This window comes from Clostridium sp. NSJ-49, assembly GCF_014287725.1.
Classification (GTDB): domain Bacteria; phylum Bacillota; class Clostridia; order Clostridiales; family Clostridiaceae; genus Clostridium; species Clostridium disporicum_B.
This window is the reverse complement of record NZ_JACOOP010000035.1, coordinates 1-24,656: the sequence shown is the minus strand read 5'-3', so window position 1 is coordinate 24,656 and position 24,656 is coordinate 1. Positions and strand designations below refer to the sequence as shown.

Below are 24,656 nucleotides of genomic sequence, written 5' to 3'. Positions count from 1 at the left end.
TTAGAAGAATAAAGTACTTGTATAAATAACATAATAGTTATATAAGGGGTTGAATGTATAGTGTCATATGTAAATTTTAAAGAGGAAAGACAAGTAACAGGAGAACAGTTAAAAAAAAGAAGAAAGAATAATGAAGAAATATTTAATAAACTAATTGAAACAAAAGATTTGCCCAAAATTTATATTCCTGATAATGAATATAGCTATAAAAAATTTGAAGATAAACATTTTGGAATAGGAAGAATTAAAGATGAAGAAGATTATGAGAAAATCAATGATAAAGATATAGTTTGTACTATATTTGAAAATTGCACTTTTGGTAATATAAAATTTGAAAATTGTAATTTTATAGGGTGTATATTTAAAAAGTGCAAATTTGAAAGTGGAGGAGTTATATTTAAAAACTGTAGCTTTTATAAAGAGGAAAGTGAAAAGAAACCTTCATTAAATAGAAGAGATAATTTTTCATGTGAATTTAGTAATTGTGAAATATATGCTAAGTTTGATGGAAGCACGATAGCTTACTGTATATTTAGTAGTTGTTTTATTAGTAATACTTACTTTTTATTAAGTGATATGACTAGTTTGATTATAATAGACTCAGAATTAAAACGTATTAGAATAGAAGATTGTGATCTATCTGGAGCAAAAATAATGAGTACATATATTATAGATTTAGATTTTACTGATAAAATAAAGAGTAAGTTAGATGAAAAGACATTTTTTGACAAAATAAAGCTTAGAGAGAAAGACAGAAATGAATATGAAGGGTTATATATGACCTATGAAACAATAGGAGATAAATTTAAGGAAAATAATCTGAATAATAACTTTGGTGAGTACTATTATTTGTGTAAGTTGACGCAAAGAAAGACTTTAAAAATTTTTCCAAGAATAAACTCATTTTTATATTGGTCAATTTGTGGTTATGGAGAAAGACCTATATATTCAATTATTTTTGCATTAGCAACTATATTAATTTTTGCAATTTTATATTTAATATTTGGAATAAAAATAGATGATAATATAATAAGTTATTTAAATTATAAAATATACAGTAATGATTTAACTTACCATCTATTAAATATACATAAAGCAATTACCCTTAGTTGTGGTATGTTCTCAGGAGTTGGATCTAGTAGCATAGAACCAGTTAGGGTTTCAGAATTTCTAGGAAATGTAGAAATGTTAGTTGGATTAATAATAATAGGAATAGGAGTAGGTACAGTAACTAGAAAAATAGTAAGATAAAATTTTTGTAAAATAAATTAAGGTTTTGAATAGTATAGAAGTATGAAGTATTTTATATATAGAGGTAGAAAAGTGGATAACAAGGAAAAAGTTTTAATTGGAGCAGTTTCTTTCTTAGCAGGAGCAACAGTAGGTTTTTTACTTGCACCAGTAAAAAAGATAGTTTCTTTTGAAAAATTCTCATGTAATAACATTGAAGATTCTGAAGTTGATAGTAGTTTAGAAGCTTCAGAAGATGATAAAGTGGATAAAGATGAAGAAAAAGAAGAAATAAAAGAATAATAAAACACGCATAACAGATTCAGAAGTTGTTGGTAAAGATCTTATTTAAGAGAGTTATCAACAACTTCTTTATTATTTTAATATTAATATGTATAGGTATAATTTGTAGAATTACTTAATATAATCTAAGGAAAGTTATATTTAAATTTGTAATTGTATAAATAGATTCAAAGATTTAAGTAATTATTAGGTGGAGGATGTTATGATTATAAATAAATTATTATTGTCAAGGAAAGAGGTAAATACATTTCTAGAAGTTATAGGAGATTCTATGATTAATCATGAGTTTGTAAAATATTTTTTAGATATAGATAAAGAGAGATTAATAAAATATAATTTGTTTTTTAATAAGATTGAAGATGCATTTGAGAATGAAGACATATCTACTATAGAAATAGAGTTAAGTTTAGATGTTAATAAAGAATTAAAATATATAATATATAATTATATTAAAAGAAATATAGCTAAAATATACAAAGAAGAAATTAGTGAAATAATGAATATTATTGAAAGCTTAGACTCAGTAAGAGTTACAGAGATAGATGATATGATGACTTATAGAATGTAAGAAAATGGAATTATAATACACCTTTTTAGTTTAAGTATTTACGGCTAAATTTTAGAGGTGTATTTTTTATGAATAAAAAAGAAATAGATTCTGCTATTAATATAGTTATACTTTATGATAAGTTTAATGATATGGAGCAAGAAGTGAGTTGAGTTTGAGAGGAATAATATATTAATGAGAAAAAAGTGGTCAATATTTTATGGTGCTTTATGTATTATAGTTATTATAGTAAGTTTTAAGTATTTTATGTTTGTAAAGAATAGTAATTTTAAAGGAGAAGAGTTTGTGAGTACGAAAAGTAAAAATAATGATGAGTTGAAATCAAAAAGGTTAATTAAGTTAAAAGGAGAGGATACATTTAATAAAGGAGAGCTACAAGATATAGAGATTAGTAAAGAAGAGGGAGAGGATGTACTAACTCTTTTAAAAGAAGGTGATACTTATAGTGAGTTAGGAACATATATATCAGAAGAAATAGATACAGAAGATTTTACTAATTTAATACTATCATGGAATAGTAAAACTCCAGAGAATACTTATATTGAAGTTTTGGCAAGGGTTTATGTAGTAGAAAGAAATAAAGCAATAGGAAAATGGTCAGAGTATCTTTCGTGGGGAATATGGGGTTCAACAATAAATAGTAGTTCGGCTAATTCTAAATGTGAAATAGCAAAAGTTGATACTGATGTGTTTGTGTTAAATGATAAAAGTAATAATGTAGCTAAAAAGCTTCAAATAAAAGTTAAACTATATAGTGCAGATTCAAATAACACGCCTACTATTAGTCAAATAACTGCAACGTTCATAGATACAGTAGTAGCTAAAGAGGTTTTTTCAAAAGAAGTTGATGAAATATATTGTGAAAATACTATAGAAACACCGTGTTTCTCTCAGTATGAAAGAGAAGAGTCTATAGCATCTAGGATATGTAGTCCTACAAGTTTAACTATGGTGTTAAATGGGATGGGAGAAAATTTAATGGTTGAGGATGTCGCCTGGAATTGTTATGACTATATGTATAAAGGATTTGGAAATTGGACTTTTAATGTTGCTTTTGCAGGAAGTCTTGGATATGAATCTTATATTGAATATGGATCATTAGAAGCATTACAAAGAGAAATTTTAAAAGGATATCCAGTAATAGTTAGTGTTAAATATACTAATGATGAAAATAATAAGGACTATCCATATATAGAAAATTCACCAGTAACAACATCAGGGCATTTAATAGTAGTTTGTGGAATAACATCGGATAGTAATGGTCAAACTTATGTAGTAGTAAATGATCCAGCTGGAAAAAATAATGAGAGTGTAAGAAGAAAATATAAATTAGAAGAGTTTTTATTAGCTTGGAGTAAATCTAACAATGCTATGTATGTAATAAATAAAAAAGCATAGTTAAAAATGGATAAATACATACCATATTATGAAAATGTAATCTGGTATGTATTTTTATGTTGAAATATGAAAGAGATGTTTAGAAAAAATTACAAATTAAATAAAACTTTCATTTAAAAAATTTTAAAAAAATGTGTTTTTTATAACAAGTAAATTGAAAGTTTAAATTTTTATGCTATAATATAAGAGTTATTAAACAATATATAGTAATAAATTTTTTACTAAAGCTAATAAATATGAGCTTTTGGAAGTATTTTACCTCTCTGGAAGGTTGTATTTATTGCAAGTTGAAATTAGATATGTTTTTAACAATATTTAATTCAAAAAAAGAAATTACAGGAAAAGGTGATTTTAGTGGGAAGGATTAAAAGTACAAAAAGTCTACGTGGTATTTTTGTAAAACATTTAAAAAATACTGCAGAAGAAAAAACTGTTTCTATGCCTGTACCAAGCACTGTAACAATACCGATGAGTATGCACATTGGCGCGCCATGTGAGCCATTAGTAAAGATGGGTGACTTAGTAAAGGTTGGACAAAAGATAGGAGAGAGCAATGCTCCATTTAGTGCTCCTATACATGCATCTGTATCAGGAAAAGTTAAACAAGTTACTGAATTCAGAAATGCACTAGGAATGGTTTCAAAAGCTGTAGTAATTGAGTCTGATGGTGAACAAGCTATCAGTGAAGAAGTTAAGGTTCCAGTAGTAAATTCTAGAGAAGAATTTATTGCTGCTGTTAAGGAATCAGGAGTAGTAGGATTAGGGGGAGCTGGATTCCCAACTCACATCAAGTTAAATCCTAAAAATTTAGACCAAATTGATACATTAGTTATCAATGCGGCAGAATGTGAACCATATATAACATCTGACTACAGAGAATGTATGGAAAGCCCAGAAGATATCATTGAAGGTATCAATGTAGTTAAGAAGTGGATTAATATTAAAAATGCTTACATAGGAATTGAAAGCAATAAACCAGCTTCAATTAAATTATTAGGCGAATTAAGTGAAAAACATGAAGGAATTGATGTTGTAGAACTTAAAGCTCAATATCCTCAAGGAGCAGAAAAAGTAATAATCTACTCAACTACAGGTAGAATAGTTAATGATGGACAATTACCAGCAGATGCAGGTGTAATTGTACTTAATGTAACAACTGTAAGCTTTATAGCTAAGTACTTAAAAACAGGTATGCCATTAGTTTCTAAGAGATTAACAGTTGATGGTACTGGAGCAAATAAAGGAATGAACGTAATAGTACCATTAGGAACTCCTATAAAGGACGTATTTGAATTCTGTGGTGGATTAAAAGCAGATTGCAAGAAAATATTAATGGGTGGACCAATGATGGGAATAGCAGTACCAGATTTAGAACAACCAATAGTTAAAAATAACAATGCAATTATCGCTTTAAATGAAAAGGATGCTACTCCAGCAGAAGAAACTGATTGTATCAGATGTGGAAAATGTGTATATGCATGTCCATTAAACTTAATGCCTGCTGCATTAGAAAAGGCATATGATGCAAGAAATGCAGAAAGCTTAGTAGCTCACGATGTTAACTTATGTATGAACTGTGGATGTTGTTCATATGTTTGTCCAGCAAAACGTAATTTAGCTCAAAAGAATCAATTAGCTAAAATGTTTGTAAGACAAGCTATGCAAAAATAATATCATATAAAATTTAATTTGAAGGGTGATTTGTTTTGGAAAAACTAATAGTAACATCATCACCACACGTTAAAAGTAGCACAACTACATCTACAATAATGAGAGATGTAATAATAGCTTTAATACCAGCTTTAATAGCTTCAAATATTATATTTGGATTAAGAGCAGGATTAGTTACAGCTGTATGTGTAGCTTCATGTGTTGGTTTTGAATATTTAAGTAGAAGAATAATGAATAAAAAGAATACAATCAGCGATTTAAGTGCTGTTGTAACAGGTATAATTTTAGCGTTTAACTTACCATCAACTATGCCACTATGGATGTGTGTTATAGGTTCATTTGTAGCAATAGTTATAGTTAAACAATTATTTGGTGGAATTGGACAAAACTTTGCTAATCCAGCTATAACAGCTAGAATAGTACTTTTAGTTTCATTTGGAACACAAATGACTAACTGGGCAGCTCCAAAAATTGCTGCTGTAGCAGATGCAGTTTCAGGTGCAACACCAATGGCTCAAATAGCTGCAGGTGAAACACCAAACCTTTTAAACATGTTCTTAGGAACTACAGGTGGATCATTAGGTGAAACTAGTGCATTAGCATTATTAATTGGTGGAATATACTTAGTATATAGAAAAGTTATAAACCCAATAATTCCAGTAGCATTTATCGGAACAGTATTTGTTTTCACTGCTGTTTTAGGAGTAAATCCTTTAGCTCAAATTTTAGGTGGAGGATTATTCTTAGGAGCAATATTTATGGCAACTGATTATTCAACATCACCAGTTACTAATATGGGTAAATTAATATTCGGTATAGGTTGTGGATTTATCACAGTTCTTATCAGAGTATTTGGTTCATATCCAGAAGGTGTATCTTTTGCTATATTACTTATGAACATTTTAGTTCCATATATTGATAAGGCAACTAGATTAAAAGCGTTAGGAGGTAAGAGATAATGAGCAAACAAAGTTCAATATTAAGACCAACGCTAGTTCTTGGATTAATAACTTTAGTAGTATCAGCTGTATTAGTTTTAACTTACAACTTAACAGGTGTAGGTGTAGCTGGACCAGCTATAAGCGATGAAATGTTAGCAATGGCAGTAGATGTTTTACCAGGTGGAGAAGGATTTGATGATGCAGGTGTAGGTTCAAGTGCAACTGTTCCAGCTGTTATAGGAACATCTAATGATGCAGGTTACGTAATAAATGCCATCGGAAAAGGTTACGGTGGAGATATGAGTGTTTTAGTTGGATTAGATAACGATGGTAAGATTACTGGAGTTAAAGTATATGAAATGTCTGAAACACCAGGTATCGGAACAAAAGTAACTGAGGATGCTGATTTCTTAGCAACATTTATAGGAAAGACTTCAGTAGATGGTAGTGATGCTGTATCAGGAGCTACATTCTCATCTAAGGGATTAAATGAAGCAATAACAAATGCATTTGATGCGTTTAACATAATAAAATCAGGTGGACAATTAGAAGGTGGAAGTGCATCAGCTGCACCATCTGAAGACAAGCCAGTAGCAGAAGAAAAACCAGCAGCTCCAGCTGAAGAGTTTAAATCTGCAAGTGCAGTTACTATTGATGATGTAATGAATGCAGCTCCAGAAGTATTAGCTGAAGGAGATAGCTTCGAAGAAATTACAGTAGAAGGAAGCAACGTGAAATTTGCTCTTAAGGCTGTAAACGGAGCTGGATATGTTATAGATGCAACAGGTGAAGGTTTCGAAGATACTATTAACGTAGTAGTTGGATTCGATGCTGATAAGAACATTACTGGTGTGAAAGTTTTAGGAATAAATGATACACCAGGTTTAGGAACTCAAGTTGCAGATGCAGAGTTCTTAAGTCAATTCGTTGGAAAAGCTGAATTAGCAGAAGATATAGTAGTATCAGGAGCTAGTTTCTCATCAAATGGATTAAATGAAGCAGTTAGAGCTGCAATAGAAGCAGTGAAAGGAGTGGATGCATAATGAAGGAAAAAGTAAGTAACTTATCAATTCTAACTAAAGGTATAATCAAGGAAAATCCAGTACTTGTATTATTATTAGGTACGTGTCCAACACTTGCAGTAACTTCTATGGCTATGAATGGTCTAGGAATGGGACTAGCTACTACTTTCGTTTTAATAGGTTCAAACATAGTTATATCATTACTTAAAAACTTTATTCCTAAGGAAGTTAGACTTCCAAGCTTTATCGTTATTATTGCAGGTTTCGTTACAGTTGTAGGTTTCTTAATGCAAAGTTACCTTCCATCACTTTATAAGTCTTTAGGTGTATTCTTATCACTTATAACAGTTAACTGTATTATTCTTGCAAGAGCAGAAATGTTTGCTTGTAAAAATAAAGTATTTGCTTCTATCTTAGATGCAATAGGAATGGGGATAGGATTTACTTTAGCATTATTTGCTATAGGTTCTATAAGAGAAATATTAGGTTCAGGTACTTGGATGGGTATCACTTTAACTAAAGATATAATCGAACCAATGGGTATATTCGTTACTCCAGCTGGTGGATTCTTCGTATTTGGATGCTTAATAGCATTAGTTAATAAGCTTACAAATTACAGTATATCAAAGAAAAAAGCAGGATGTTCTGCATGTCCAGGTAAGGATGCTTGCCATGGTTCAGAAGGAGGGTGCTAATCGATGAAAGAAATGATGATTATATTAGTTAGCGCTATTTTAGTTGATAACTTTGTTTTAGCTAAGTTCATGGGAATTTGTCCTTTCTTAGGAGTATCTAAGAAGATTGACTCAGCTTTAGGTATGAGTGCAGCTGTTACTTTCGTAATGGTTATGGCTTCAGCAGTTACTTTCCCAATATATCAAATATTAAATAAATATGAATTAGGATATTTAAAAACTGTTGCATTTATCCTAGTAATAGCAACATTCGTTCAATTACTTGAAATAGTTTTAAAGAAGTTTATGCCACCACTATACAAGGCATTAGGTGTTTATTTACCATTAATAACTACTAACTGTGCTGTACTTGGAGTTACTGTTTTAAACATAGATAACGGATATAACTTCTTACAATCAATTGTTAATGCTTTAGGAGCTGGTCTTGGATTTACATTAGCATTAATCTTATTCTCAGGAGTAAGACAAAAGATGGAAAATACAGATATTCCAAAAGCATTTAAGGGATTACCAATAACATTAATAGCTGCAGCTATATTAGCAGTTTCATTCGTTGGATTCTCAGGAGTAGTTGACGGTCTATTTAAATAAGATAAAGTGAGGTATAAAAAGTATGTTAGAAGCTTATTTAGTACCTATTGCAATATTTATAGTACTAGGATTAATTGCAGGACTTCTATTATCAATAGCATCTAAGAAGTTAGCTGTTGAAGTAGACGAAAGAGTTGGTAAGGTAAGAGAATGCTTACCAGGAGCTAACTGTGGAGCTTGTGGATATGCTGGTTGCGATGAATATGCAGTAGCATTAATAGAAAAAAATGAAAAAATAACACTTTGTAAACCAGGTGGAGCTGCAGCTACAGCTCAAATCGGTGAAATATTAGGAACAGAAGCAGAAGTAGGAGAAAGAGAAGTTGCTTTCGTTAAATGTAACGGTGTTCCTTCAGCTACTAATGCTAAATATGAATATAAAGGAACTCAAACTTGTGCAGCAAATAACCTTTTATTCTCAGGTAAAGGTTCATGTGCATTTGGATGTTTAGGTTTCGGAGATTGTACAGTTTCATGTGAATTTGATGCTATACATATAGTTGATGGAGTAGCTAAGGTTGATCCAGAAAAATGTACAGCTTGTGGAGCTTGTATAAAGACTTGTCCTAAGGCTATAATTGCTTTAAGACCAATAAGCAAAGAAGTTAAAGTTCTTTGTAACAACAAAGACAAAGGTGGAATCACAAGAAAAGCATGTACAAATGGATGTATTGGATGTATGAAATGTCAAAAGACATGTGAATTTGGAGCAATTACTGTTACAAATAATGTTGCATCAATCGATCATTCAAAATGTACAAACTGTAAGGCTTGTGTTGAAGTTTGTCCAGTAAAATGTATTCACTTAGATTAATAATGAAAGGGTACTTACTTATGTAGGTACTCTTTTTTTGCTTAAAAATAGCTTATACGAAAGATAATTTTAAATTTCTTGAAAGATATAAAAAATATTATTCAGAACATACTTTCTCATATTAGACAAATGTAGTAGAATAGTAATATATTTTACTAAGGATGGAGAAGTTTAAATGAAAGGAAAAGAACATATGATAGTTGGAACTACAGCTACAGCTACTATGGGTATCGGTTTTTTATTAACTAATACTATAAGTAGTGTGATATATTTAGTTCCATTAATTTTAGGTGGATTTATTGGATCATATATGCCAGATATAGATTCACATAATTCAAAAGCGAGACAGTTTTTTAATAAATTTATTGTTATATTGATAATAGCTTTAGTTATAGGTTATATGTTAGGGATGGCGTTAAGTATAGATAATATTATTTCGTTTTTAAATAAACATTGGGATGAATATTTTCCATATATATTATTTTTTGCATTAGTAATTTTAGGAAAACTTTCACCTCATAGGATGTTTACACATAAATGGTTTGGAACAATACTATTTTGTTTTAGTGTATATTTAATTGGTAATATTTATTTGACTTTAGGTTTTTCCATGGGATATATTTTACATATAGTATGTGATAGATTTTCACCAAAGGGGAAAAAATTAAAGTTTTTTGAATTTAAGTTACCTTGCAGAAACACAAAAAATAAGATAACTATCTGTTGGTAAAACTTTTAAATTTAAGAGAGAAGGCATCAAGATGATGTTTTTCTCTTTTTTTTATTTAATAATGAATTAAATATGATGTTATAACAAATTATTTGTTATATTGTAATGCATAAAATAATAGACTTAATATAAGAAATGTTTGATTGATATTTAAAAAGGAAAATGTAATGAAGCTATATGTAAATAAGAGAATAATTATTTTTTATTTAATAATATTAAGTTTTATAATTATATTAACAATAAATATAAATAAGAATAAAGAAGAAGAAATAGCTTTAGGAGCTAATTTACTTTATTTAGATTATGAAGATAATAGTGTAAGTAATGAATTGATTGAAGATAGTGAAAAGTTTTTTAGGCCATCAAACTTAGATATATTAAATGGTAATGATGAGACTAATAATCTTATTAATCTATATAGTGGAATGGAAGCAGATAGTATAGAGATACCTATAAATTATCTTATTTCACCAGAGTATACAGTAATAAATTACTTTTCAGTATTGAGAGAGGCAGCAAATCCAGTAAAGGATAAATATACAGGATGTGGAACTCTAGGTAGAGCAAAAGAGCCATATCCAATAGCTTATAATTTTCTAACTAAAGAATATAAGAGCAATATTAGCTATAATAAATATGAAGATTCATTCAAAAATATTCTTCATATAAATCTAATCAAATTGAAAGAGATTCCAATAGACGAGAATATAAAAGATTTAAAATATTTTTATGAGATTGAGACTATTCAAGGTACTGAGTTTGGTGCAGGGGCTTTTGTCTATTATTATGGATATATAGATTTAGAAAGAATAGATGGTATTTATAAGATTTCTAATATGACTATTATACCTGAAGAGTATTTGTGTGCACCTTATCATCGATGGGACTATGATGGGAAGTTATCGGTATTAATAAGATATGGAGATTGGTGTAATCTTCTTAAAGAAATAGATAAAATAACTATCGATGGATATGTGAAAAATATATATTTTAAAGGAAATGATGGTAATGAATATAGAATTGAGTTTTATATATTAACTAATGATTATGATATAGAAATTGCACAATTTAGAAAGAATGAAGTAGGAGAATGGGAAAGGATAAAGATTAACCCTGAAGACCGTATTAAGAAAGAAAATTTGTAATATTTATACTTATGATATAAATTGACCCCAAAATAGAAACTTGGTATAATATGTAATAAGATGTTGATTAGGGGGAAATTTTGTGACTACCAAAAGAAAAAAATGTTTTATTTCGGCAGAAACATATTTTGAGAATATTAATGAATATCATCAATTTGAAAGATTAAGAATAGAAACTAGTATGAATAAGATGAATCTTCCGTTTTTATTATTAATTTTTTTAAATATTATTCTTATTCTAGTAGATATATTCTATTACAAAGCAATATCAAAAGATAATTTATCTTATTATTACCTTTACTTAGCGCATGTAAGCATGATAATAGTTTCGATAATATGGGTAATATATTATAAAATTATATCAAAAAAGCTATCATATAAAACTAATAAAGCTATATATGCAGTATTTGCTGATTGTGTAATTTGGTGGGGGGTATTTATTTCTTTGGATTTCTTTCAAAGTACAAATCAAATTTCATCATATATAATAATTATGTTTTGCTATGCAACATTGATTTATATTCCGTTGATTGTTAGTGTAATCAAAACTGTTATACCGGCATTAACGATGGTGACATATATAATATTATTTGCGAAAGATACAACGAGCATGATGGATAATATAGTTAATATTGTGTTTACAGTAATCTTTAGTATTTTAATTTCTAATTTAATGTATAAACATTTTTTAAGTGAATTTATAAAAGATATAAAAGTAAAAAAAGCGAATAAGAAGATAGAAGAAGCTGAAAAGATTAGGACTGAATTCTTTGCAAATGTTTCTCATGAATTGAAAACGCCTTTAAATATTATTTATACTGCTCAGCAAATGATAGAAGTTACAACTAAGAATGATAACTATAGAAATGAAAACTTTATAAAATATATGCAAATGAGTAAGCAAAACACTAATAGATTACATAGATTAATTTCTAATTTAATTGATATAACCAAAATAGATTCTGCAAGTTTTAAAATTAAAGAAATAAATGTTGATATAGTTAAAATAGTTGAAGATATAACTTTATCAGCTGCATGTTATATAGAATCACAAGGGATGTCATTAACCTTTGATACTGATGTAGAGGAGTTAGTTATAGCTTGTGATCCAGATAGTATAGAGAGAATAATATTGAATTTACTATCAAATGCTATAAAGTTTACTGAAAGAGGTGGAGATATTTTTGTTGATATAAAATCAACAATGAAAGAAGTATTGATTTCAGTTAAAGATACAGGTATTGGGATACCTAAAGAAATGAAAGAAAAGATATTTGAAATGTTTGCTCAAGTTGATAAGTCAACTTATAGAAAAAAAGAAGGAAGTGGAATAGGGCTTTCGTTAGTTAAATCATTAGTTGAACTTCAAGGAGGCAGTATTAGTATTGATAGTGAATTAAATAAGGGAAGTATATTTACAGTAAAACTTCCAGTAGTGAGAGTAGAAGCAAGTGAAAGTATTCAACCTCAATCTGCTGTAGATGCTAATATAGAAAAAATAAAAGTTGAATTTTCTGATATATATAATTAATGAATTTAAAAACAATAAACCTAAAAAATATTTACTTATATAAAAGGGGAATTTATATGTATAAAAATTATATTTTTGATTTATATGGCACATTAGTTGATATAAATACTGATGAAGATAAAAGTGAATTATGGGACAAGCTTTCGCTATTTTACTCATTAAAAGGGGCAAAATATAAAGCTGAAGAACTTAAAGATTTGTATTCCGAGAAAGTTAAAAAAGAACTAGAGTTAATTAATGATACAAAATATCCAGATTTTTCTTTAGAGAAAGTATTTTTTTCATTATATGAAGATAAGGGAATAAGGCCTTCTAATGATACAATAAAAGATACTGCTCAATTCTTTAGAGTGTTATCAATAAAATATATTAGATTATACGATAGTGTGATAGAGCTTTTAGAATTATTGAAGGCTAAAGGTAAGAAAATATATTTACTATCAAATGCACAAAGAGTATTTACATTTTATGAAATGAAAATGCTAGGAATAGAAAAATATTTTGATGATATATTTTTTTCAGCTGATTATAAAGTTTGTAAGCCAGATAGTAAATTTTATAGGTTATTATTAGATAAACATAATTTAAATATTAATGAGAGTATAATGATAGGAAATGATTATATATGTGATATTGGTGGAGCAAATGAGGTTGGTTTAGATTCTCTTTATTTGCATTCAAATCTTTCACCAGAAATTAAAGGTGAATTATCTAGTAAATATAGTATTATGGATATAGATATTGAAAAAATAGCCCAATTAACTATAAAATAATACTTATTAAGTATAAACAAGGAAGCTATATTAATTAGCTTCCTTATTTTGTTTAATTAATGTGTTTGGTTTGTATTTGTATTTGAATCTGTTTCATTACTGTTAGTAGATGGTGCTTCTTTACCATAATCAGTAGTATCGGTTGCTTTATTATCTTTATTATCATTAGGAGTAGTATTGTTACCACAGCTAACAAATAATGAAAGAGTAATTAAACCTAATATTATTAATTTTTTCATATGTAATTTCCTCCAAATAAAAAATATGTATTCAAGAATAGTATTTAAATAAAGCTATATATATATTCAATGTTTTTTATTAAATAGGAGTATAGAGAGCTAATAATTAATAATAATTACTTTTATGATATAATGGAAAAGATATAATAAATTACTTTTAAGCTTATAGTTTAAATAATATAATTAAAAATACTTTAAGAATAATGAAAGGAAAACTAATGGATAATTTAGAGTTTATTTATAAAAGAAAAAGTATAAGAAAGTTCAAAGAAGGAGAAATTCCTAAAGAGGATATTTTAAAGCTTCTAGATGCAGCGACACAAGCACCATCTCCGAAGAATCAGCAAACATGGCATTTTGTTGTTTTGCAAAATAGAGATATTATAAATAAGATGGCAGAGATAGTAACTAATAAACATATATATTTAGCCGAAATAGCTAAAGAAGAAAAGCAAAGGAAGCTTATGATGAATACTCTTCCTTATTATATTTGTTTTAAGGATGCACCAGTTGTTGTAATAGTATACTCAAAAGCATATAAGATGATAGAAGAGGATATTTTAAAAGCTAATAATGCTAACGAAGAAGTAATTGAAATTTTAAAATCAACACATTCTGAAGTACAAGGAATAGGTGCAGCAGTAGAGAATTTTCTACTTGCAGCTACAGCAATGGGATATGGTGCTTGTTATATGACAGGACCAGCTCATTCTAAAAGAGAGATTGAAGAGTTAATTAATTTTAATAAAGAAGGATATGAGCTAATGGCAATGATATCTTTAGGAATTCCTGAAGAAGGCACTCCAAAGGCTCCGCCACGAAAACCATTAGACGAAGTAGTAACATTTATAGATTAATACTGATAAGTAAGGCTCTAAAGCATATGTATAAGCTTTAGAGCTTTTTGTTATTTATATTTAGCTATAAGCTCTTCTATTGGGCCTTTGCATCTTGAACCATGACAATGTCCAGTTGTAGCACCAGTGGCTTCTTTAACTTTCTCAATTGTATCGGCACCATTTTTTATGGCATCTATTATAGTATCTTCAGAGATACCTTTACATAAACAGATTATTTTATCACTCATAATAACACCTCCTAATAGATTTAGTATTAGCATCAAAAGGGGAGATATACAAATATTTATAGAAAAAGATAATAAATTGCTGGAGATAAACTTGAAAAAAATGTATAATATAAATAATTATGGGATTTGAAGTGTAGCAGTTTTGCAGAAAAATTTATTTGGTAGGGGATGAAGTTAGTGAATAAAGAAAGTTTAATAGAAAAATCTCATGAAAGATCAAAGGAATTTGGGGTACAAACTAAAACTAATAATTCTAAAAAGAAACTTAAAAAGAATGAAATTTATGATTTATTAGAAAAAAATAAAGAGCTAATAAGAGTATCGCTACCTTATATAAATATGGTATGTGAAACTATAGAGGATAATGATTTCATATTAATATTGACTGATAAAGATGGATGCATATTAGATATTAAAGGCGCTGAAAGAGCAATCCGTGAATTTGCAAAACTTAATCTTGATATTGGAGTATTTATGGATGAAAAAAATATAGGAACTAATGCCATGGGAGTAGCACTTGCTGAAAATAGACCAGTTCAAGTTACTGCCGATGAGCATTATGTAGATATGTTCAAGGGTTTAACTTGTTCTGCAGCTCCTATACACAATATTAAAGGTGATATAATAGGAACGTTAAATTTAACGGGAAAATGGGATAAAAAACATTCTCATACTTTGGGATTAGTTATTTTTGGGGTTAAGGCTATAGAAAATGAGATACATAATGCTAAATCTCAAGAAATACTTCAAGAAGCATATAATTATATGGATAGCATAATTAAAAATGTTGATAAAGGTGTAATTATAGTTGATTCTACAGGAAAAATAAAAAATATTAATGAGCATGGAGCTAAGATATTAGAGAGTAATAAAATAGATATTATTAATAGAGATATTGATTTCATATTACCAGATTGGTTTAAAATATACGAAATATTAGAAAATGGTGAAAAATCAATTACGAGGGAAGTAAAAACTAGTGAAAATAGTAACTTTAAAACATTATTAAACGTTAAAGGTGTTAGAGATGGTAAAAAGTTAATTGGGTTAGTTATCACGTTAAAGGATGAGAAAGAATCAACGACTAAAGGTATTGCACGTTATGACTTTGAAGATATTATAGGATCTAGTTCTATTATGAAAAATGTGATTACTAACTGTAAAATAGTTGCTAATAGTCCTTCTACGATTTTGATTGAAGGTGAAAGTGGGACAGGAAAGGAAGTTTTAGCTCAATCTATTCATAATTATAGTATGAGAAAAAATAATAAGTTTATAGCTATTAATTGTGGTGCTATTCCTTCTAATTTAATTGAAAGTGAACTTTTTGGCTATGAGGATGGAACTTTTACTGGTGGTAAAAAAGGTGGTAAGATAGGTAAATTTGAAATGGCTAATGGAGGAACTTTATTTTTAGATGAAATTGGAGAAATGCCTTTAGAACATCAAGTTAATTTACTTAGGGTAATACAAGAAGGGAAAATCACAAGGTTAGGTGGAACTGAAGAGATAAATGTTGATGTAAGAATAATAGCAGCAACTAATAAGAATCTCAAAAAGGAAATTGAACTAGGAAAGTTTAGAGAGGATTTATATTATAGACTTTGTGTAATTCCTATAAATTTACCTACTCTTAGAGAGAGAAATGGAGATATTAAAGAGTTAATAAATTACTTTTTAAGAATGAAGTCATTTAAGCTTAATAAATCTGTGCCCGAGGTAAGTGAGAAATTATATAATGATTTAATTAAGTATAGTTGGCCAGGAAATATAAGAGAGTTGGAAAATGTTATTGAAAATATAGTTAACTTAGATGGGAATATGTCATTTTCACTAGATGTGAATTGTGATAATAAATATAAGAGTGAAATAAAAGAAGTTGAAGAAATAAACAGTGATGAAATTACTTTAGAATTTATTGAAAAAAATCATATTATTAAAGTTCTAAGAAAATACAAAAGCAATATATATAAATCGGCCAATGCATTAGGTGTAAGTAGAAATACTTTATACAATAAAATAAAAAAATATCAATTAAAAGTGTAATAAAAGTGAACAGTGTTCAAAAAGCAAACAGTAAAAATAGGAGAATGTGAAATTTTTGAGCAGTAAATTTGTTTGAAAAATAAAAATATGGTTAAAAAAATAACGATAATAAGGTTTTTGTAATTTTGGCACAGTAATTGCTATATAAATAATAGAGAAATAAATTATTTAATTTATGGAGGGATAAATATGGCAAGATTTACATTACCAAGAGATTTATATCATGGAAAAGGATCTTTAGAAACATTAAAAACAATAAAAGGTAAAAAAGCAATGGTAGTTGTAGGTGGCGGATCAATGAAGAGATTCGGTTTCCTAGATAGAGTAGAAAATTATTTAAAAGAAGCAGGAATGGAAGTAAGAATATTTGAAGGTGTTGAACCAGACCCATCAGTTGAAACTGTAATGAAGGGTGCAGAAGCAATGAGAGACTTCGAACCAGATTGGATAGTTGCAATGGGTGGAGGTTCTCCAATAGATGCTGCTAAAGCTATGTGGATATTCTATGAATACCCAGAGTTTACATTTGAACAAGCTGTAGTTCCATTTGGATTACCAGAATTAAGAAAAAAAGCTAAATTCATAGCGATACCATCGACTTCTGGAACTGCAACAGAAGTTACAGCATTCTCAGTTATTACAGATTATAAGGCTAAGATTAAATATCCTCTAGCTGATTTTAACATAACTCCTGATATAGCTATAGTTGATCCAGATTTAGCACAAACAATGCCAGCTAAACTTGTAGCGCACACAGGAATGGATGCATTAACTCATGCTATTGAAGCATATACTGCATCATTAAGATCAAACTTCTCAGATCCATTAGCATTAAAAGCTATTGAAATGGTGGACGAGCATTTAGTAAATTCATATAACGGAGATGAAGAGGCAAGAAACTTAATGCATGAAGCTCAATGTTTAGCAGGTATGGCATTTTCAAATGCTTTATTAGGAATAGTTCACTCCATGGCACATAAAATAGGAGCAGTATTCCATATCCCTCATGGTTGTGCTAATGCTATTTTCTTACCATATGTAATTCAATATAATAGAATAGTTTGTGAAGAGAGATATGCTGATATTGCAAGAAGAATTGGATTAGAAGGTTCTAATAATGCTGAATTAACAGATGCATTAATAGAAAGAATTAATAAGTTTAATAATGATTTAAATATACCACATTCAATGAAGGAATATGGAGTTAAAGAAGAAGACTTCAAAGCTAATTTAGCTTTCATTTCTGAAAATGCTGTAGCTGATGCTTGTACAGGATCAAATCCAAGAGAAATAGATGCTGAGACAATGGCAAGATTATTTGAATGTACTTATTATGGGAATAAAGTTGAGTTCTAGAAGTTAAGGAGACGATAAAATGTTTAAAATTGTGGATAAAAGGCTTCTTACAGATAATATTTATTTAATGGAGATAGAAGCAAGGAGAGTTGCTAAATCAGCAAAACCAGGACAATTTGTAATTGTCAAGACAGATGAAAAGGGAGAAAGAATTCCTTTAACAATTGCAGATTATAATGTAGAAAGAGGAACAGTTACAATAGTTTATCAAACAGTTGGAGCTGGAACTAAAGAATTAGCAGAATTTGAAGTTGGTGAATGCGTTCAAGATTTTGTTGGCCCATTAGGGATGCCAAGTGAATTTGTTCATGAAGATATTAATGAATTAAGAAATAAAAAGTTTATCTTTGTAGCTGGTGGAGTTGGAGCAGCTCCAGTTTATCCACAGGTTAAATGGTTCCATGAAAATGGTATTAATGTTGATGTGATAATAGGTTCAAGAAATAAAGAACTTTTAATACTAGAAGATGAAATGAGAAAAGTTGCAGGGAACCTATATATATCAACAGATGATGGGTCATATGGATTTAATGGAAGAGTTACTGACTGTCTTTTAGATTTAGTTAATCATAAAGGTAAGAAATATGATCATGCTGTAGTTATTGGGCCTATGATAATGATGAAGTTTATGTCTATTTTAACTAAGGAATTGCATATTCCGACAACAGTTAGTTTAAATCCGATTATGGTAGATGGAACAGGTATGTGTGGAGCTTGTAGAGTAACTGTTGGAAATGAAGTGAAATTTGCTTGTGTTGATGGACCTGAATTTGATGGACACTTAGTTAATTTTGATGAATCAATGAGAAGACAATCTATGTATAAGACTGAAGAAGGAAGAGCTATATTAAAGATGGAAGAAGGAGACACACATCATCGTGCTGGCTGTGGTTGCGGAGGTGATAAGTAATGAATATGCAAGATAGAATGAAAAGAACTCCTGTTACAGAACAAGCACCAGAAGTAAGAGCTAAAAACTTCGATGAAGTATGTTTAGGATATGATGAAGAGAGAGCTATTAAAGAAGCTAATAGATGCTTAGGATGTAAGAATCCTAAATGTGTTGAAGGATGTCCTGTGTCTATTGATATTCCAGGATTTATAGCAGAGGTTAAAAAAGGGGACTTTGAAGCTGCGGCGAAAGATATAGCAAAATATAGTGCTTTACCTGCAGTATGTGGAAGAGTATGTCCACAAGAAACTCAATGTGAAGGTAAATGTGTTTTAGGAATAAAAGGAGAACCAGTGGCTATAGGTAAATTAGAAAAGTTTACTGCGGATTGGTCTAGAAATAATAATGTAGATTTAGCATTTAAAGAGGCTTCTAAAGGAAAGAAAGTAGCTGTAATTGGAAGTGGACCTGCAGGATTAACTTGTGCTGGAGATTTAGCTAAAAAAGGATATGATGTAACAGTATTTGAAGCATTACATGAGCCAGGAGGAGTTTTAGTTTATGGAATTCCTGAGTTTAGACTTCCAAAAGATGAAGTAGTTAAAGCTGAAATAGACAATATTAAAAAGCTTGGAGTTAAGATAGAAACAGATGTAGTTATAGGTAGAACTGTTACTATTGATGAACTTATGGAAGAAGAAAAATTCGATGCTGTATTTATAGGATCTGGGGCAGGACTTCCAAAGTTTATGGGAATACCAGGTGAAAATTCTAATGGTGTTTTCGCAGCAAATGAATTCTTAACAAGGATAAATTTAATGAAGGCTTATAAAGATGATTATCAAACACCTGTTAAAGTAGGTAAAAAAGTTGCCGTAGTAGGTGGCGGAAATGTTGCTATGGATGCTGCAAGAACAGCATTAAGATTAGGAGCAGAGACCCATATAGTGTATAGAAGAAGTGAAGCTGAACTTCCAGCAAGATTAGAAGAAGTTCATCATGCTAAGGAAGAAGGCGTAATTTTTGATGTATTAACTAATCCAACTGAAATTATTGCAGATGAAAATGGATGGGTTAAAGGAATGAAGTGTGTAAAAATGGAACTTGGTGAACCTGATGCTTCTGGAAGAAGAAGACCTGTAGTAGTGGAGGGGTCAGAGTTTATTTTAGGTGTAGATACAGTAATTATGTCACTTGGAACATCACCAAATCCATTAATAGCTTCTACTACAAATGGGTTAGATATAAATAAGTGGAAGTGTATAATTGCTGATGAAGAGACTGGTTTAACATCAAAAGAGGGTGTTTATGCTGGGGGAGATGCAGTAACAGGTGCAGCAACAGTAATTTTAGCTATGGGTGCTGGTAAAAAGGCAGCTACAGCTATAGATGAATATTTACAAAGTATATAATTTATAAATTTATAAATACCATTAGACTTTAGAGAAATTAATTTTCTCTAAAGTCTAATTTTTTAAGAAAAATAAGATATTTGAGTTTAAAAATATAATTTATTTGCATATAAAAACATTAAAGAGTAGAAATGTATTTGCGCAATTAGGAAAGCTTTAGTGCATATACATTTTATTTATTTTAGTAGCACATATTTTAGATGATTTTAACACCATAGCAACTCCATTCCCAGGGTGAATAGATGCACCAGTAAAAAATAAATTTTTAATCTTAGGAATTTGACATTGAGGTCTAAAAATTATACTTTGTTTTAATGTATGACTTAGACCAAAAGCACAACCGCCGTAAGTGTTAAATTTATTTTTAAAGTCTAGTGGAGTTAAATGATTTATATATACTATATGTTCTGTAATATCCTCAAGACCACTAATAGAACTTAGAGTTTTTAAAATCTTTTTAGTTAAGTAATAAATTGTTTCAGATGTCCAAGTTACTTTATTACTTAAAGTGTTAGGGACTCTGATTATAATGTTAATAGCTTCGCAATTTTTCGGACATATACTATCATCTACGGAGCTAGGGCAATAAATATACATAGATAAATCTTTAGGAAGGTAACCATTAAAAGTATCTTCTATATTTTTTTTGAAGTTATTATTTATGTATATATTGTGTATGTTTAGATTTGGGTACTTTTTATTTAAGCCTAAATATAATATAAAGGTTGAACAAGAGTATTCTAAATCGTCTATTGGTTTAATAAAAGTCCTTATGTCTTTATCTTTTATAAGACTTTTAATAGTATAAGAATAATCGCTACTACAAACTACTATATCGCTATAACGATTTTGTCCATTAACTACAATACCATTGGCTTTATTATGTTTAAATAATATTTTATGGACTGGAGAAGATGTATGTATAATACCACCTTTATCGATTATAAGTTGTTCTAAAGCTTTAATATAGGAGTACATTCCTCCTTTAATATGATATAAACCGTAATATTGAGTTATCGTAGGGATTATATTATATATTGAAGGTGAAGTATAAGGAGAAATACCTACATACATACTTTGGAACATCAGATAATCTAGTAGTTTTTCATTCTTTATATATTTTTTAGCATCATCATAACTAGAAGTAAATGCTTTGAAATTTAAAGCTTTAGGCAAAGTTAAAGAATTTAATAAATTAGACGTTTTTAAGAAACTTCTATTTAAAATTGAATCTTCAGCTAATAAATATTTTTTATAGTTACTTGATAAAAAGTTAGAATAACCGTAAGTATCTTTAATATTATTATTTGTTATATTTAAAATAGTTTTATTTAAATTAGGTAGATTAGTACTAAAGTTGTATTTACTATTGTCATAGTAAAAAACTGAATATAAATTATACAAAGGTATCATTGAAAAATAGTTTTTGTAATCTACGTTGCAAAATTTAAAAAGATCTATGTAGTTTTCAGGAAACATCATTATTGAAGCAGTTAAGTCAAATTTAAAATCTTTGAATTCAATAAAGTTAGTTTTTCCTCCAATAGTATTATTTTTTTCGAAAATTTCAACTTCAAATCCATATTGTAATAATCTTGCTGCAACAGATAATCCACCTATTCCAGCACCAATAATAAATACTTTTTTCATAGATCTAACTCCTTATATGTATTATCCACCTAAAGTAATATCTTGATCATTATACCAATCTAGAGCATTGTAAAAATGTTCAGGTTTAAAATCAGGCCAAAATTCATTTACTACATAAAAGTCTGAATAAACAGATTGAACTGGCAAGAAACCACTTAATCTTCTTCTACCACCCCAACGAATAATTAAATCTATTCTAGAAATTTCGCTTGAGTGAATTGTTGGCATTATACTTTTGCTTTTATTAGAAGTGGACTTTAAACTATATAAATCCCACTCCCAACCATAGTTGACTAAAAAGTTTACTTTTATTCCACCTTTACCAAATACTCTTCTTGTTGTATATGGAAGAAGTTCTTTTGGAAATGATTTAGATTCGGTATTTCCTACAACTAATAATTCTGCATCTTCTTTGGATAATATTTTAACAGCATCTATACATGCTTTAATAAAAGCAGCTTTTTGAATAGATGGACGTTTTGTATTGTCTGTTGTAAAACCGTAGTATGTAATTTCTTTTACTCCAGCTTTTTGACAAAGTTTAAATAATAATAGACCAGGGGTTATGCCTCCTAGTGAATATCCTTTTTCTTTTGAAAAACCTTTAGATTCTGCCCAACGTCTATTTCCGTCAGGAATTATACCTATATGATTTGGAATTCGCATAAATATTCTCCTATATGTTTTGATAATTATAATTATGTACATTAGAAAGGAGAAATATTCTATTGATAAATTGAATTTTAAAATAATACAATAGATGCAAAATATATCTTGAAATAAGAATGAAGTGATTTTATATTTAATATATAGTATAAAGTGAACATATCTTAAATATTGTAGTATCAATATTAGTTATAAAAGTGTGGTGAGAGTTGATGAAAGTAGTGAAAATTAAAGAGAATAAAAATATAAATATAAATAAAGAATATTTATACGAAGGTTTAGAAGTAGACTTAGATAAAAAGTATGTTATTTCATTTATTGGTGGTGGAGGTAAAACAACATCTATTTATCAATTAGCAGAAGAGTTATCAAGCAAAGGAAAAAGAGTAATAGTAACAACAACTACACATATGCAAATGCCGAAAGATAAGGTTATTTTAAATAATAATATAGATGAAATTAAAAAAAAGTTAGATGAAAATAACTTTATAACGGTAGGGTTAAAGTCAAAAGAAGATAAAATAATATCGATTCCTATAGAGAAAGTTAATGAGCTTAGAGAAATATGTGATTTTTTACTTATTGAAGCTGATGGAGCTAAGATGTTACCGCTAAAGGCACCGGATAGTCATGAACCTGTAATTTTAGATATAACCAATATGGTTGTTGCTGTTTGTGGTATAGATGCATTAGGTAAGAGAATAAAAGAGACATGCCATAGGCCTAATATAGTAGCTAGGATTCTAAGTAAATCAGAAGAAGATATAGTTGACATTAATGATTTTGCATATATACTATCTAGTAAAGATGGTTCAATGAAAGCCTTAAATGAAGAGAAAATGGAATATAGAGTAATAATCAATAAGGTAGATAATAATAAGCTATTAAAAGAGGCTATTAGAATAGCAGAAAAAATTGAAAATAAAAGTATAAAGGTTATCATTACATCGTATAAATATTGCTAAGAATAGAGATGGAGAATTATAAATGCTTGTATTAATAAAAGGTGCTGGAGATTTAGCTACTGGTGTAGCTCATAGATTAAAAAGATGTGGATTTGATGTAGTTATGACTGAGATAGAAGAGCCAACTACGGTTAGAAGAACAGTGGCTTTTTCTCAAGCTGTTTATGATTGTAAAGTAGAGGTAGAAGGGGTAAAAGCTACTCTAGTTAAAGATATTCAAATGATAAGGGAAAACATAGATAATGGGGTTATTTCGGTAATAGTTGATAAAGATGAAAATATTATTGAAGTGCTTAAACCAGATATTGTTGTTGATGCTATTGTAGCTAAGAAAAATACAGGTACATCTATAGATGATGCACCTATAGTAATTGCATTAGGACCAGGATTTGAAGCTGGGGTAGATTGTGATTTGGTTATAGAAACAAAAAGAGGGCATTATTTGGGAAGAGTTATTACAAAAGGTAAGGCTATTCCGAATACAGGTGTTCCAGGAAATATAGGTGGACACACTGTGGGAAGAATTATTAGAGCAACAAGTGATGGAATAATTAATCCAGTTTCTGAAATTGGAGATTATGTTGAAGAGGGACAAGTTGTTGCTTATATTGATAAAACACCAGTTTATGCTAGCATAAGTGGAATAGTTAGAGGGATGCTACAAGGTGGTATAGAGGTTTTTGAAGGTATGAAAAGTGGAGATATAGACCCAAGATGTAAGAAAGAACATTGTTTTACTATATCGGATAAAGCACGATCTATTGGTGGTGGAGTTTTAGAGGGAATATTGTTTTTAAAAAATAAATAAGGGTGAATCTGTTAAGTTGATATGAAAAAATAGCTTGATTTTTCATAGAATTGCTCGCTCTTTGAAAATTATATAAGTTTGAATTTTTTATTGTATGGTAAACAAACCTACAATAAAATTGAT

25 protein-coding genes are annotated in these 24,656 nt (G+C 29.0%); 21 read left to right on the top strand and 4 right to left on the bottom strand.

Translation table 11 applies throughout. The features are described from left to right. The first annotated feature begins 60 nt into the window (after positions 1 to 60). From H8S10_RS12410 to H8S10_RS12345, 14 genes are all read left to right on the top strand, one after another. Positions 61 to 1,251 (top strand): pentapeptide repeat-containing protein, encoded by a 1,191-nt coding sequence (locus tag H8S10_RS12410; protein WP_186839087.1) that lies wholly within the window; start codon positions 61 to 63, stop codon positions 1,249 to 1,251. A 72-nt stretch (positions 1,252 to 1,323) separates the two neighbouring features. Next, positions 1,324 to 1,533: a hypothetical protein gene (locus H8S10_RS12405; RefSeq protein ID WP_186839086.1), complete on the top strand. Its 210-nt coding sequence runs from the start codon at positions 1,324 to 1,326 to the stop codon at positions 1,531 to 1,533. A 202-nt stretch (positions 1,534 to 1,735) separates the two neighbouring features. Further along, on the top strand, positions 1,736 to 2,101 hold the full coding sequence (locus tag H8S10_RS12400) for a hypothetical protein (protein ID WP_186839085.1): 366 nt from the start codon (positions 1,736 to 1,738) through the stop codon (positions 2,099 to 2,101). Positions 2,102 to 2,386: 285 nt separating this feature from the next. Beyond that, positions 2,387 to 3,499 (top strand): C39 family peptidase, encoded by a 1,113-nt coding sequence (locus H8S10_RS12395; RefSeq protein ID WP_186839084.1) that lies wholly within the window; start codon positions 2,387 to 2,389, stop codon positions 3,497 to 3,499. Between the two features lie 354 nt (positions 3,500 to 3,853). Next, on the top strand, positions 3,854 to 5,170 hold the full coding sequence (gene rsxC / locus H8S10_RS12390; RefSeq protein WP_186839083.1) for an electron transport complex subunit RsxC: 1,317 nt from the start codon (positions 3,854 to 3,856) through the stop codon (positions 5,168 to 5,170). 35 nt (positions 5,171 to 5,205) lie between these two features. Continuing rightward, positions 5,206 to 6,129, top strand: coding sequence for an RnfABCDGE type electron transport complex subunit D (locus tag H8S10_RS12385; protein ID WP_055263431.1), 924 nt, complete (start codon positions 5,206 to 5,208; stop codon positions 6,127 to 6,129). After that, a complete protein-coding gene (locus tag H8S10_RS12380) occupies positions 6,129 to 7,154 on the top strand; it encodes an FMN-binding protein (protein ID WP_186839082.1) in 1,026 nt (341 codons plus the stop codon). The genes H8S10_RS12385 and H8S10_RS12380 overlap by 1 nt, the downstream gene beginning before the upstream one ends. Continuing rightward, positions 7,154 to 7,828, top strand: a complete 675-nt coding sequence (locus tag H8S10_RS12375) for an electron transport complex subunit E (protein ID WP_055263435.1) — start codon at positions 7,154 to 7,156, stop codon at positions 7,826 to 7,828. The genes H8S10_RS12380 and H8S10_RS12375 overlap by 1 nt, the downstream gene beginning before the upstream one ends. A gap of 3 nt (positions 7,829 to 7,831) precedes the next feature. Next, positions 7,832 to 8,419, top strand: coding sequence for an RnfABCDGE type electron transport complex subunit A (locus H8S10_RS12370; RefSeq protein ID WP_055263437.1), 588 nt, complete (start codon positions 7,832 to 7,834; stop codon positions 8,417 to 8,419). A gap of 22 nt (positions 8,420 to 8,441) precedes the next feature. Beyond that, on the top strand, positions 8,442 to 9,233 hold the full coding sequence (locus H8S10_RS12365; protein ID WP_055263439.1) for an RnfABCDGE type electron transport complex subunit B: 792 nt from the start codon (positions 8,442 to 8,444) through the stop codon (positions 9,231 to 9,233). 175 nt (positions 9,234 to 9,408) lie between these two features. Beyond that, positions 9,409 to 9,963: a metal-dependent hydrolase gene (locus tag H8S10_RS12360; protein ID WP_055263441.1), complete on the top strand. Its 555-nt coding sequence runs from the start codon at positions 9,409 to 9,411 to the stop codon at positions 9,961 to 9,963. Positions 9,964 to 10,130: 167 nt separating this feature from the next. Continuing rightward, positions 10,131 to 11,108, top strand: a complete 978-nt coding sequence (locus H8S10_RS12355; RefSeq protein WP_186839081.1) for a hypothetical protein — start codon at positions 10,131 to 10,133, stop codon at positions 11,106 to 11,108. An 82-nt stretch (positions 11,109 to 11,190) separates the two neighbouring features. Further along, on the top strand, positions 11,191 to 12,639 hold the full coding sequence (locus H8S10_RS18375; protein WP_186839080.1) for a HAMP domain-containing sensor histidine kinase: 1,449 nt from the start codon (positions 11,191 to 11,193) through the stop codon (positions 12,637 to 12,639). Between the two features lie 56 nt (positions 12,640 to 12,695). Beyond that, on the top strand, positions 12,696 to 13,412 hold the full coding sequence (locus H8S10_RS12345; RefSeq protein WP_186839079.1) for an HAD family hydrolase: 717 nt from the start codon (positions 12,696 to 12,698) through the stop codon (positions 13,410 to 13,412). A 56-nt stretch (positions 13,413 to 13,468) separates the two neighbouring features. Here H8S10_RS12345 and H8S10_RS12340 read toward each other — a convergent pair whose 3' ends face one another. Then, positions 13,469 to 13,651, bottom strand: coding sequence for a hypothetical protein (locus tag H8S10_RS12340; RefSeq protein WP_055263448.1), 183 nt, complete (start codon positions 13,649 to 13,651; stop codon positions 13,469 to 13,471). Between the two features lie 218 nt (positions 13,652 to 13,869). On the opposite strand from H8S10_RS12340, the gene H8S10_RS12335 reads away from it, so the two are divergent. After that, a complete protein-coding gene (locus H8S10_RS12335; protein WP_186839078.1) occupies positions 13,870 to 14,508 on the top strand; it encodes a nitroreductase family protein in 639 nt (212 codons plus the stop codon). 50 nt (positions 14,509 to 14,558) lie between these two features. Here H8S10_RS12335 and H8S10_RS12330 read toward each other — a convergent pair whose 3' ends face one another. Continuing rightward, the gene (locus H8S10_RS12330; RefSeq protein ID WP_055263452.1) at positions 14,559 to 14,738 is read right to left on the bottom strand and encodes a (2Fe-2S)-binding protein; all 180 of its coding nucleotides are present in this window, start codon (positions 14,736 to 14,738) and stop codon (positions 14,559 to 14,561) included. A 168-nt stretch (positions 14,739 to 14,906) separates the two neighbouring features. Between H8S10_RS12330 and H8S10_RS12325 the strand changes: the two genes are divergently transcribed. From H8S10_RS12325 to gltA, 4 genes are all read left to right on the top strand, one after another. Further along, positions 14,907 to 16,784 carry a sigma 54-interacting transcriptional regulator gene (locus H8S10_RS12325; protein WP_186839077.1) on the top strand — a complete coding sequence of 626 codons (1,878 nt, stop codon included), beginning with the start codon at positions 14,907 to 14,909 and terminating at the stop codon, positions 16,782 to 16,784. A gap of 189 nt (positions 16,785 to 16,973) precedes the next feature. Next, positions 16,974 to 18,140 (top strand): iron-containing alcohol dehydrogenase, encoded by a 1,167-nt coding sequence (locus tag H8S10_RS12320; protein WP_186839076.1) that lies wholly within the window; start codon positions 16,974 to 16,976, stop codon positions 18,138 to 18,140. A 19-nt stretch (positions 18,141 to 18,159) separates the two neighbouring features. Further along, positions 18,160 to 19,050 carry a sulfide/dihydroorotate dehydrogenase-like FAD/NAD-binding protein gene (locus tag H8S10_RS12315; RefSeq protein WP_186839075.1) on the top strand — a complete coding sequence of 297 codons (891 nt, stop codon included), beginning with the start codon at positions 18,160 to 18,162 and terminating at the stop codon, positions 19,048 to 19,050. After that, a complete protein-coding gene (gltA, locus tag H8S10_RS12310) occupies positions 19,050 to 20,444 on the top strand; it encodes an NADPH-dependent glutamate synthase (protein WP_186839074.1) in 1,395 nt (464 codons plus the stop codon). The genes H8S10_RS12315 and gltA overlap by 1 nt, the downstream gene beginning before the upstream one ends. Positions 20,445 to 20,600: 156 nt before the next feature. On the opposite strand, the gene crtI is transcribed toward gltA, so the two are convergent. Further along, positions 20,601 to 22,094, bottom strand: a complete 1,494-nt coding sequence (gene crtI, locus H8S10_RS12305) for a phytoene desaturase family protein (RefSeq protein WP_186839073.1) — start codon at positions 22,092 to 22,094, stop codon at positions 20,601 to 20,603. A 21-nt stretch (positions 22,095 to 22,115) separates the two neighbouring features. Further along, entirely contained in the window at positions 22,116 to 22,760 is a 645-nt protein-coding gene (locus H8S10_RS12300) for an undecaprenyl diphosphate synthase family protein (RefSeq protein ID WP_186839072.1), read from the bottom strand. A 212-nt stretch (positions 22,761 to 22,972) separates the two neighbouring features. Between H8S10_RS12300 and yqeC the strand changes: the two genes are divergently transcribed. Continuing rightward, the gene (yqeC, locus tag H8S10_RS12295) at positions 22,973 to 23,725 is read left to right on the top strand and encodes a selenium cofactor biosynthesis protein YqeC (RefSeq protein WP_186839071.1); all 753 of its coding nucleotides are present in this window, start codon (positions 22,973 to 22,975) and stop codon (positions 23,723 to 23,725) included. 22 nt (positions 23,726 to 23,747) lie between these two features. Beyond that, positions 23,748 to 24,533, top strand: a complete 786-nt coding sequence (gene yqeB, locus H8S10_RS12290; protein ID WP_186839070.1) for a selenium-dependent molybdenum cofactor biosynthesis protein YqeB — start codon at positions 23,748 to 23,750, stop codon at positions 24,531 to 24,533. Positions 24,534 to 24,656 lie beyond the last annotated feature (123 nt).

Coding starts and splice junctions, on each gene's coding strand:
- H8S10_RS12400 (WP_186839085.1), top strand. CDS start 1,736: ATGATTATAAATAAATTATTATTGTCAAGGAAAGAGGTAAATACATTT.
- H8S10_RS12380 (WP_186839082.1), top strand. CDS start 6,129: ATGAGCAAACAAAGTTCAATATTAAGACCAACGCTAGTTCTTGGATTA.
- H8S10_RS12375 (WP_055263435.1), top strand. CDS start 7,154: ATGAAGGAAAAAGTAAGTAACTTATCAATTCTAACTAAAGGTATAATC.
- H8S10_RS12370 (WP_055263437.1), top strand. CDS start 7,832: ATGAAAGAAATGATGATTATATTAGTTAGCGCTATTTTAGTTGATAAC.
- H8S10_RS12365 (WP_055263439.1), top strand. CDS start 8,442: ATGTTAGAAGCTTATTTAGTACCTATTGCAATATTTATAGTACTAGGA.
- H8S10_RS12360 (WP_055263441.1), top strand. CDS start 9,409: ATGAAAGGAAAAGAACATATGATAGTTGGAACTACAGCTACAGCTACT.
- H8S10_RS12355 (WP_186839081.1), top strand. CDS start 10,131: ATGAAGCTATATGTAAATAAGAGAATAATTATTTTTTATTTAATAATA.
- H8S10_RS12345 (WP_186839079.1), top strand. CDS start 12,696: ATGTATAAAAATTATATTTTTGATTTATATGGCACATTAGTTGATATA.
- H8S10_RS12340 (WP_055263448.1), bottom strand. CDS start 13,651: ATGAAAAAATTAATAATATTAGGTTTAATTACTCTTTCATTATTTGTT.
- H8S10_RS12335 (WP_186839078.1), top strand. CDS start 13,870: ATGGATAATTTAGAGTTTATTTATAAAAGAAAAAGTATAAGAAAGTTC.
- H8S10_RS12330 (WP_055263452.1), bottom strand. CDS start 14,738: ATGAGTGATAAAATAATCTGTTTATGTAAAGGTATCTCTGAAGATACT.
- H8S10_RS12325 (WP_186839077.1), top strand. CDS start 14,907: ATGAAGTTAGTGAATAAAGAAAGTTTAATAGAAAAATCTCATGAAAGA.
- H8S10_RS12320 (WP_186839076.1), top strand. CDS start 16,974: ATGGCAAGATTTACATTACCAAGAGATTTATATCATGGAAAAGGATCT.
- H8S10_RS12315 (WP_186839075.1), top strand. CDS start 18,160: ATGTTTAAAATTGTGGATAAAAGGCTTCTTACAGATAATATTTATTTA.
- gltA (WP_186839074.1), top strand. CDS start 19,050: ATGAATATGCAAGATAGAATGAAAAGAACTCCTGTTACAGAACAAGCA.
- crtI (WP_186839073.1), bottom strand. CDS start 22,094: ATGAAAAAAGTATTTATTATTGGTGCTGGAATAGGTGGATTATCTGTT.
- H8S10_RS12300 (WP_186839072.1), bottom strand. CDS start 22,760: ATGCGAATTCCAAATCATATAGGTATAATTCCTGACGGAAATAGACGT.
- yqeC (WP_186839071.1), top strand. CDS start 22,973: ATGAAAGTAGTGAAAATTAAAGAGAATAAAAATATAAATATAAATAAA.
- yqeB (WP_186839070.1), top strand. CDS start 23,748: ATGCTTGTATTAATAAAAGGTGCTGGAGATTTAGCTACTGGTGTAGCT.